The organism is Desulfobacterales bacterium (genome assembly GCA_021647905.1).
GTDB lineage: Bacteria > Desulfobacterota > Desulfobulbia > Desulfobulbales > BM004 > JAKITW01.
In genome coordinates, this window is record JAKITW010000014.1 from 37107 (window position 1) to 46465 (window position 9359).

Genomic DNA, 9359 nt, shown 5'->3' on the forward strand with positions numbered 1-9359 from the left:
TCCACTCGGTATTAATGATTTCGGGAGGAAACAATACATGGCGAAGCGAATAGTAATTGACCCGATCACCAGGATCGAAGGACATCTCCGCATCGACTGCGAGATCGACGGGGGCAAGGTGACCAATGCCTGGTCCTCGGGCCAGATGTGGCGCGGATTCGAGCTGATCCTCAAGGGCCGCGACCCCAGGGACGCCTGGGTCATCACCCAACGAATCTGCGGGGTCTGCACAACGGTCCACGCGCTGGCCTCGGTGCGTACGGTTGAAAATGCCCTGGGCATGGAGGTCCCCCTCAATGCCCAGTACATCCGCAACCTGATCATGGCCGCCCACGGGATCCATGACCATATTGTCCATTTTTACCATCTCTGCGCCCTGGACTGGGTGGATATCGTCTCGGCCCTTTCCGCCGACGCCCGGGCCACGGCCAAGCTGGGCCAGTCCCTGTCCGACTGGAAACGCAACAGCTACCAGGAGATCAAGGGGGCCCAGGAACAGCTCCAGACCCTGGTCGATTCCGGCCAGCTCGGTATTTACGGCAGCGGCTACTGGGGTCATCCGGCGATGAAACTGTCGCCCGAGGTCAACCTGCTGGCCGCCACCCATTATCTCCAGGCCCTGGAATACCAGCGCAACGTCAACAAGGTGGTGGCCATCCTGGGCAGCAAGACCCCCCATATCCAGAACATGGCGGTGGGCGGGGTGGCCAATGCGATCAACCTGGACAGCCCCTCCACCCTGAACATGGAACGGCTCTACAAGGTCAAGACCCTGATCGACGAGGCGAACGACTTTATCAAAAAGGTGCTGCTGGTGGACGTGGCCGCGGTGGGCGCGATGTACGCCGACTGGACCGCAATCGGCGCCGGGGTCACCAACTACCTGGCCGCGCCGGACATGCCGATGGATACCAGGGGCACCACCTTTTCCCTGCCCGGCGGCTACATTCCCAACGGCGATATCTCCAGGTTCACCGAGATCACCAGCTTCCAGGACAAGTTCTTTGAGGACAATGTCCAGGAATCGATCAAACATTCCTGGTACGACGGCGACTGGACCCGGCACCCTTACCAGGGGGAGACCGTGCCCAAGTACACCGACTTCCAGGACAACGGCAAGTACTCCTGGGTCAAGGCCCCGACCTTCCAGGGCGAGCCGGCCCAGGTGGGCCCGCTGGCCAACGTGCTTACCATGTTCGCCGCCGGCCACAAGCCGACCCAGAAGTATACCACCCAGATGCTGGATAGGGTCAGTTCCCTGGTCGGGTCCAAGGTCGGGATCCCGGCCCTGCATTCGACCATCGGCCGGATCGCGGCCCGGGCCGTGCGCTGCGCCGTGTTGAACGATACCATGAAGGAACAGTGGACCGCCCTGGTCAACAATATCGCCAGCAACGACATGACCACCTTCAACCCGCCCACCTTCCCCTCCGGAATCCAACAGGGGTTCGGCTACCATGAGGCGCCGCGCGGCATCCTCTCCCACTGGATCATAATCGAGAACGGCAAGATCAAGAACTACCAGGCCGTGGTACCCTCCACCTGGAACGCCGGGCCGCGCAACGGCAAGGACGCTCTCGGCCCCTACGAGTCGGCCCTGCTGGGCACCCCGGTGGCGGATCCGGAAAAACCGCTGGAGGTGCTCCGCACCATTCACTCCTTTGACCCGTGCCTGGCCTGCGCCATTCACCTGGTGGACAAGGAGAACAAGGAGATCGTCAAGGTCAGGGCGCTGTAGCAGGGCATCACGCTGATAATCGAAGCAAACGAGGCGGTTGTGGACATACTGGTACTGGGAATCGGCAACGTCCTGCTCATGGACGAGGGAGTCGGGGTCAAGGCGGTGGAGGAACTGGACCGGCGCTACAGCTTTCCCCAAGGGGTGGAGCTGCTGGACGGCGGCACCTCGGGCATTGAGTTGCTCACCCATATCCGCAACCGGGATGCGGTGATCATCATTGATGCGATGACCTGGGGCCGGCGGCCCGGCAGCGTTGGCAGGGTCGAGGGCCGCGATGTTCCCGCCGCCTTCCTGACCAGGATATCGCCCCACCAGCTCGGGCTGTCCGACCTGCTGGCCGCGGCCATGCTCACCGACGAGTTGCCCGGGCATCTGGTGCTCTTCGGGGTCGAGCCCCAATTCCTGGAGGCGGGTTTTTCCCTGTCCCCGGCAGTGACGGCGAATTTCGAAAAGCTGCTCACCGCGGTGCTCGACGAGTTACGCCGCCTCGGCTGCGACGAAATCCAGCCGCAGACCAGGACAATTACTCCCAGCCCCTGGGCCTACAGCCTGCATAATGGTAACGCCTGCTGTCCCGGCAAGGAACCGAGCTGACGGCCGGACGGCCGGACGGCGTTTTGAGTGTAAGGAGAAAGAGATGACATCTGACCATGAGATCAAGACCTGGAACCTGAATACGGCCTGGCTGCTCCTGTTCATCATCATCGGCGGGGCGGTGGCGCTCTACCGGTTGAGCCAGGGACTCGGGGCCGCCACCAACTTGAACGACAGCTATCCCTGGGGCTTATGGCTCGGTTTCGACGTGCTCGGCGGGGTGGCCATGACGGCCGGCGGTTTCATCATTGCCGCGGCCATCTACCTGTTTAACTGGAAAAAATACCAACCCATTATCAGGCCCGCGCTCCTGACCGCCTTTCTCGGCTACCTGATGGAGATCCTCGCGGTATTTCTGGACATCGGCCATCCGTTCCGGATCTGGCACCCGGCGGTGATGTGGCAGCGCCACTCGGTGATGTGGCTGGTGGCCATCCTGGTCATCCTCTACACCATCATCCTGACCATCGAGGCCAGCCCGATGCTCCTGGAACGGTTGCAGTGGAACAAGACCAGGAAAACGTTGAACAGGATCATGATCGGGGTGGTGATCTTGGGGGTGATGTTCTCCGTGCTCCACCAGTCTTCCCTGGGCGCGCTCTTCCTGATCGCGCCCTCCAAGATGTCACCCCTCTGGTTCACCTGGTTCCTGCCCTATTTCTTCCTGATCTCGGCCGTTGCCATGGGGCTGGCCATGGTCGGCGCCGAGGCGATGCTGAGCGCCAAGGCCTTCAACCACAAGGTGGATGACGAAATCTTCTTCGGCCTGGCCCGGGGCCTGATTATCACCCTGACCATCTATTTTCTGCTGAAGCTCTACTTCCTGATCACCAATACCGGAATCAGCGCCGCATTCGACGGCAGCCTGGGCGCCAACATGTACCTGCTGGAGATGGCCGGCGGAGTGGTCCTCCCCCTGGTCCTGCTGGGGATCAAGCAGATCCGCACCAACCTGACCGGTATCTTCTCGGTCAATATCCTGGTGATCACCGGGGTGCTGGTCAACCGTTTGAACGTCTGCCTGTTCAGTATGCAGGAGTACAACGCCACCCAGCGGGGCGCTGATTATTTCCCCTCGGCAATGGAATTCATGATCACCCTGGGGATCATCTCTTTCGGGCTCCTGCTCTTCAAGCTGGCGGCCAAACATCTGCCGCTTTTTGCCGAGGCCTGAGTTCACTCGCCCCTGTTACGAAAAAAAGAAAGCGGGTCCTGGCCAGGACCCGCTTTTTTCGTGGGTGGTAACTCGGCGCTACAATTGTCAGCCAGACCCGCGGGCGAGCCGGCAAGACGACTCCGCACAAAAAAATCTCAACCGCCGATCTGACGCATGCTGCGGTTCTCGCACATAAGACCGTTTTCCGGTTTGGCCCGGACCGCGGTCATAACTGATTCCTTGATATTTCCCAGGTCCATTCTGATCTCGTGACTGGAAAAAAGACACGGCTTCAGATAACCGTCCGCAGTGAGCCGCAGCCGGTTGCAGGAGAGACACTTCGGCGGCCGGTCGGCGCTGATCGCCCCCTGCGGGTCCTTGTGGTCGGCAAGGACAAAATGCTTGATGGTCTGCAGCCGGAGCCCCTGTTGCCGGCAAAAGAGTTCCATGGTTTCGATCTCCTTGACGGTTGTGGCATCCATCAGCACCATGTTGATCTTGACCGGCTCAAGTCCGGCCGCCTTGGCCGCAGCGATCCCGCCAAGCACCTCATCGATATTCCCGCCCCGGGTCAACCCGGCAAAACGGTCCTGGTCCAGGGTATCGAGGGAGATATTGATCCGGTCGAGTCCGGCCCCTTTCAACCCCCGGGCCAGTTCCGGGGTGAGGAGAGAACCGTTGCTGGTCATGGAGAGTTCCGCAAGCCCGGGGATCGCGGCCAGCCTTTCCACCAGCCAGGTGATGTTCTTGCGGACCAGCGGTTCGCCGCCGGTGAGCCTGATCCTGGTGATCCCCAGGCCCACCGCGACCCGGGCGATCTGTTCGATCTCCTCGTAGCGGAGGATCTCCGCATAGGGCTTGAGTGGGGCCCCGCCCTCGGGCAGACAGTAGACGCAACGGTAATTGCAACGGTCGGTAATCGAGATGCGCAGGTAATTTATTTTCCGGCCAAAGGGATCAACAAGCATCTTCTCAACAAATCATATGAACGTTTGAACCGCTTGGACCGTCCTGTTTCAGGTCCGGATAAACATTAACCCGGCATCTCCGCTTCCGGAAAGAGGGCCAGGGTGACTATCGTGCCCCGGGCCAGTCCCTGCAGGACGTCCATATGCAGCTCGCGTTTAAAAACCCTGGCGCTGATAATCGATTCCAGGCTGACCATGTTGAGTCCCATGGCCACGGCCGAAATCAGGAAGAAAAAGGGAATAAATGAATTATACCAGAGGGGCGATAATTTATCAGCCACGATCAGGTAGAGCGCGCCCAGGGAAGACTGGTGGAGCACGGAGAGCATCACCCCGAACATTACGAAACTTTCAGACCTCCCGGGGGTTGGTGTCAATCAGATGTTGCCGTGGCTGAAAAAAACTGGTTACCTCTTGTTATCCCTTTTCACAACTCCATATCCAAATCAAACCAATGGGAATTGATCATGCGTAAGGACAAGACAACTTCAGACGATGCCGCCCTGCCGGCGGAACAGCGCCGGGGGATCGAAAAAATGATCCTGGAAAATGCCGAAACGGGCCGCCTGCCCTGCGCCAGGGCCTGGGCGATCGCCAAATCTCTCAAGGTACCCTTCCTGGCAGTCGGCCGGACCGCCGACCGGTTGCAGATCCGCATCAGCCAATGTCAACTGGGTTGCTTTTAAAGGCGCCACGATGAAACCGGCCAACCAGATACTGCTCATCCGGGTAACCGGCGACCGGGCGGAGGAACGGGTCGATCTCGTGGCCGCGGAGATTGCCTGTACCCTGGTCGTCAACAACCGGGAACTGGTCTCCCTTCTCTGCACCCCCACGGAACTCGAGGCCCTGACCCTGGGTTTTCTCCTCTCCGAAGGGTTGCTGGAAGAACGAAATTCCCTGCCGGCAATGGGGGTGGATGAAGAAAAATCCGTGGTCCGGGTAGAGTTGCCGGACCTGCCCACTGACTGGCAGGACCGCTTCCATAAAAAGACCGTCACCTCGGGCTGCGGCAAGGGCATTACCTTCACCGACCCGGGCAGTCTCACTTCCCTGCCCGCGGACCGGAAGCCTATCCATCTGACTACCGGACGGATCCAGGACTTTCTCGCTGATTTCAGAAACCGCTCCCAACTGTTCATCAGCACCGGCGGGGTGCACAGCGCGGCCCTGGCCGACAGCACGAAAATCCTACTGTTTGCCGAGGATATCGGCCGCCATAACGCGGTGGACAAGCTGATCGGCAAGGCATTTCTCCAGGAGATCCCGCTACGGGACAAAATCCTGATTTCCAGCGGCAGGATTTCCGCTGAGATCATGACCAAGGTGGTGCGCAACAAGATTCCGGTCCTGATCAGCAGAACAGCCCCGACCTGCATGGCCGTCACCCATGCCGAGGACCACGGCGTCACCCTGATCGGCTTTGCCCGGGGCAATAGAATGAACATCTACACCCACCCCCTGGGAGTGGTGCTGGACAACCTGACCGGCGATGATAATGAAGAAATCGTATAAAGAATCCAAGCTTCAACAACCGCCCGCCGCCCCCCGCGACATGCTGGGCCGGGCCGAGGTCATTCCCCTGGCCGCGGCCCTGGCCCGCCTGAAGGAGAGCCTGGGCCGCTGCCCTCCTGTTGAGGCGGAAACCGTTAATCTCGAACAGGGACTCGGCCGGGTGCTGGCCGGGCCGATCCGGGCTGATCAGGACCTGCCCTCCCATCCCCGCTCGACAATGGACGGCTATGCGGTCAAGGCGTCGGCAACCTTCGGCGCCACTGAAGCCATGCCGGTCTATCTCACGGTCAGCGGCGCGGTCCGGATGGGGGAGATAGTCGCTCGCGGCCCGCGAAACCAGGAGTGTTTCCAGATAGCCACCGGCGGCTATCTGCCGCCGGACACCGACGCGGTGATCATGCTTGAGCATACCGTTGATATTGACGGCACCCTGATCGAGGTGACCAGAGCGATGTCACCAGGGGGCAATATCCTGGGCAAGGGCGATGACGTACGCAAGGGGGCCCGACTTCTCGAACCTGGTGTTGTTCTGCGGCCCCAGGAGCTGGGCCTGCTGGCCGGTCTTGGCAAGACCACCATCCTGGTCCATAAAGAGGTGCGGGTCGGCATCTTTTCCACCGGCGACGAGATCGTGACCCCTGACCAGACCCCGCCGTTGGGCAAGATCCGCGACATGAACGGTATCAACCTCAACGGCCTGGGCCGCCAGGCAGGCGCCCGCTGCCGCTATTACGGCATTGTCCGCGACCGGGAAGCGGATTTTGCCGCGCTCCTGGAAAAGGCCCTGGCGGAGAATGATCTGGTCCTCTTTTCCGGGTCCAGTTCGGTGGGGGTCCGGGACCTTGGCGAACAGATCATCGACCGGATCGCCGATCCGGGGATCATCGTCCACGGGGTGGCGATCAAACCGGGCAAACCGGTGATCATCGGTTTTGCCGGGCAAAAACCGCTGTTCGGCCTGCCCGGCCACCCGGTATCAGCGGCAGTGGCCTTTGATCTCTTTGTCCGGCCGGCCATCGCCCATCTCTCGGGCCGCAAGGTCTCACCCCTGCCGGACCGGCCCATGGTCCGGGCCCGGTTGCAAAGAAACCTCAACTCAGCCCCGGGCCGCACCGATTTCATCCGGGTGCGGCTCGAAGAAATTAAAGAAACGCCCGGCTTTGCCGCCCATCCGGTGCTGGGCAAATCAGGCGCCCTGTCCACCATGGTCCAGGCCGATGGTTTTTTCATTATCAAGGAGAGCAGCCAGGGGGTGTATGAGGGCGACCTGGTGGAGGTGTATCTCTACTGACAGAGGACTGTGGACGGAAAAAACATGTAGCAATGGCCGTTGCTTGGAATATAATCTTTTTCTGACCTATGACCCCTGACCCCTGTATAATGAAATCACGCGACATCTACATCAGCAACACACCCCTGGCCGAGGCCCTTGATCTCTGGCACCAGGCCCTGGCCGATCTTGGCCTGGGCCGGCAGGTGGAAAAAATCCCAGTGGATGACTGCCTGGGCCGGGTCACGGCAGAACCGGTCTTTGCGCCCCGCTCCACCCCATTCTATAATGCCGCGGCCATGGACGGTATCTGTGTACGTTTCCGCGACACTGTCGGCGCCAGTGAAGCCGCGCCGATCAGGCTGACCCCGGGACAGTTCATCGAGGTCAACACCGGCAATGCCGTTCCGCAAGGGTTTGACGCGGTGATCATGATCGAGGATATCCAACGCACCGACGACAGCGGCGTGGAGATCATTGCCGGCGCCACCCCGTGGCAGCATGTCCGCACCATTGGCGAGGATATCGTGGCCACCGAGCTGATCCTGCCCGAGGGCCATACCATCCGGCCCATCGACCTGGGCGCCATGCTGGCCACCGGCGTTGATACCGTCACCGTGCATGCCGTCCCGTCGGTGCTGGTGATCCCCACGGGCAGCGACGTGGTCCAGCCGGGCGAGGAGCTTGAGCCCGGCAAGATTATCGAGTTCAACTCCAGGATTCTGGCCGGATATCTCCAGGAATGGGGCGCCGAAGCCCGTCGCGGCCAGGTGGTTGCCGACGATCCCCTGGCCATTAAAGAGGCCCTGCTCGCCGGGGTGGCAGACCATGACCTGGTGATCATCAATGCCGGGGCCTCGGCCGGGGCCAAGGATTTTACCGCGTCGGTGCTGGCCGGGATCGGCCGGGTGATCGTCCACGGGGTCAATATAAAACCGGGTAAACCGGTGATCCTGGCCATTGTTCAGGGGAAACCGGTTATCGGCCTGCCCGGCTATCCGGTATCAGCGGTGCTCACCCAACGGCTCTTTGTCAAGGAACTGATCCATACCGCCCTGGGCCAGGCCTCATTGCCGCCGGATCTGCATCCGGCGGTCCTCTCCCGGCCCATCTCCTCAAGGATGGGGGTGGAGGATTTCATCCGGGTCAAACTGGGCCGGGTCAACGACACCCTGATCGCAACCCCCACCGGCCGCGGCGCCGGCGCGGTGATGACCCTGGTCCAGGCCGACGGCATCTTGACCATTCCGGCCGGCAGCGAGGGAATCGGTGGTGGTGAAACAGTCCCGGTCGAGCTGCTCCGCCCCTTGGACGAGGTGGACAACACCCTGGTGTTCATCGGCAGCCACGACAATATCCTCGATGTGCTGGCCAATATGCTCCATAAACTGCGGCCGGTTATCCGCCTTTCCTCGGCCCATGTGGGCAGCATGGGCGGGATCATGGCCATCCGCCGGGGCGAGGCCCATATTGCCGGCACCCATCTCGTCGATGAAGAGAGCGGTGAATACAATATCCCCTTTATTCAAAAATATCTGGCCGGAATCCCGCTTAAGCTCATCAACCTCGCCTACCGGGAGCAGGGATTTCTGGTACAGCGCAACAACCCGAAAAATATCAAAGATTTTGAGGACCTGACGCGGGACGATGTCCGGTTCATCAACCGGCAACAAGGGTCCGGCACCCGGATTTTATTTGATTTGAACCTCAAGAAACAAAACATCCCGGCCGCGCGGATCAACGGCTACGACCGGGAGGAGTATACCCACATGAACATCGCCTCCGCGGTTGCCAGCGGGTCGGCCGATACCGGGCTGGCCATCCGCGCCGCGGCCCATGCCCTTGATCTGGACTTTATCCCGGTTGCCAGCGAGCGCTACGACCTGATCATGCCGATTGCCCATCAGGACGACCCGCGGGTCCGGGCCCTGCTGGAGACCATCCGTCATAATGAAAAATTCCGCAACACGGTCACCGGCCTGGGCGGCTATGACCTGCGCGACTGCGGCCGGGTAATGTATGAGCAATAGTCAGGGGTCAGGGGTCAGGGGTCAGGGGTCAGGGGTCAGGGGTCAGGGGTCAGAGTAAATTATAAAGTTTGACTTATTGTCAGGC

At 60.7% G+C, this 9359-nt stretch carries 9 protein-coding genes; 7 read left to right on the forward strand and 2 right to left on the reverse strand.

Going from position 1 to position 9359, the window contains the following annotated elements; genetic code table 11:
* The first annotated feature begins 37 nt into the window (after window positions 1–37).
* From L3J03_04050 to hybB, 3 genes are read left to right on the forward strand one after another with little or no spacing between them, the layout of a single operon-like run.
* The gene (locus L3J03_04050) at window positions 38–1738 is read left to right on the forward strand and encodes a nickel-dependent hydrogenase large subunit (protein ID MCF6290151.1); all 1701 of its coding nucleotides are present in this window, start codon (window positions 38–40) and stop codon (window positions 1736–1738) included.
* Window positions 1739–1777: 39 nt separating this feature from the next.
* Window positions 1778–2335, forward strand: a complete 558-nt coding sequence (locus L3J03_04055; protein ID MCF6290152.1) for a HyaD/HybD family hydrogenase maturation endopeptidase — start codon at window positions 1778–1780, stop codon at window positions 2333–2335.
* Window positions 2336–2378: 43 nt separating this feature from the next.
* On the forward strand, window positions 2379–3509 hold the full coding sequence (gene hybB / locus L3J03_04060; protein MCF6290153.1) for a Ni/Fe-hydrogenase cytochrome b subunit: 1131 nt from the start codon (window positions 2379–2381) through the stop codon (window positions 3507–3509).
* Window positions 3510–3646: 137 nt separating this feature from the next.
* Here the strand turns inward: hybB and L3J03_04065 are convergent, their stop codons facing one another.
* Window positions 3647–4459: a radical SAM protein gene (locus L3J03_04065; protein MCF6290154.1), complete on the reverse strand. Its 813-nt coding sequence runs from the start codon at window positions 4457–4459 to the stop codon at window positions 3647–3649.
* 65 nt (window positions 4460–4524) lie between these two features.
* Entirely contained in the window at window positions 4525–4788 is a 264-nt protein-coding gene (nrfD, locus tag L3J03_04070) for a polysulfide reductase NrfD (protein MCF6290155.1), read from the reverse strand.
* A 138-nt stretch (window positions 4789–4926) separates the two neighbouring features.
* Here nrfD and L3J03_04075 point away from each other — a divergent pair, with 138 nt between their 5' ends.
* The 4 genes from L3J03_04075 to L3J03_04090 all read left to right on the forward strand — a co-directional run bounded on the left by L3J03_04075 (window position 4927) and on the right by L3J03_04090 (window position 9274).
* Window positions 4927–5145: a hypothetical protein gene (locus tag L3J03_04075; GenBank protein ID MCF6290156.1), complete on the forward strand. Its 219-nt coding sequence runs from the start codon at window positions 4927–4929 to the stop codon at window positions 5143–5145.
* A gap of 10 nt (window positions 5146–5155) precedes the next feature.
* On the forward strand, window positions 5156–5974 hold the full coding sequence (fdhD, locus tag L3J03_04080) for a formate dehydrogenase accessory sulfurtransferase FdhD (protein MCF6290157.1): 819 nt from the start codon (window positions 5156–5158) through the stop codon (window positions 5972–5974).
* Window positions 5958–7265 carry a molybdopterin molybdotransferase MoeA gene (locus L3J03_04085; GenBank protein ID MCF6290158.1) on the forward strand — a complete coding sequence of 436 codons (1308 nt, stop codon included), beginning with the start codon at window positions 5958–5960 and terminating at the stop codon, window positions 7263–7265. Before fdhD ends, L3J03_04085 begins: the two co-directional genes overlap by 17 nt.
* Window positions 7266–7354: 89 nt before the next feature.
* On the forward strand, window positions 7355–9274 hold the full coding sequence (locus tag L3J03_04090) for a molybdopterin biosynthesis protein (GenBank protein MCF6290159.1): 1920 nt from the start codon (window positions 7355–7357) through the stop codon (window positions 9272–9274).
* Window positions 9275–9359: the final 85 nt, after the last annotated feature.

Excerpts from the sequence above, each read along its gene's own strand:
- L3J03_04050 (MCF6290151.1), top strand. The coding sequence starts at position 38 with ATGGCGAAGCGAATAGTAATTGACCCGATCACCAGGATCGAAGGACAT.
- hybB (MCF6290153.1), top strand. The coding sequence starts at position 2,379 with ATGACATCTGACCATGAGATCAAGACCTGGAACCTGAATACGGCCTGG.
- L3J03_04065 (MCF6290154.1), bottom strand. The coding sequence starts at position 4,459 with ATGCTTGTTGATCCCTTTGGCCGGAAAATAAATTACCTGCGCATCTCG.
- nrfD (MCF6290155.1), bottom strand. The coding sequence starts at position 4,788 with ATGCTCTCCGTGCTCCACCAGTCTTCCCTGGGCGCGCTCTACCTGATC.
- L3J03_04075 (MCF6290156.1), top strand. The coding sequence starts at position 4,927 with ATGCGTAAGGACAAGACAACTTCAGACGATGCCGCCCTGCCGGCGGAA.
- fdhD (MCF6290157.1), top strand. The coding sequence starts at position 5,156 with ATGAAACCGGCCAACCAGATACTGCTCATCCGGGTAACCGGCGACCGG.
- L3J03_04085 (MCF6290158.1), top strand. The coding sequence starts at position 5,958 with ATGAAGAAATCGTATAAAGAATCCAAGCTTCAACAACCGCCCGCCGCC.
- L3J03_04090 (MCF6290159.1), top strand. The coding sequence starts at position 7,355 with ATGAAATCACGCGACATCTACATCAGCAACACACCCCTGGCCGAGGCC.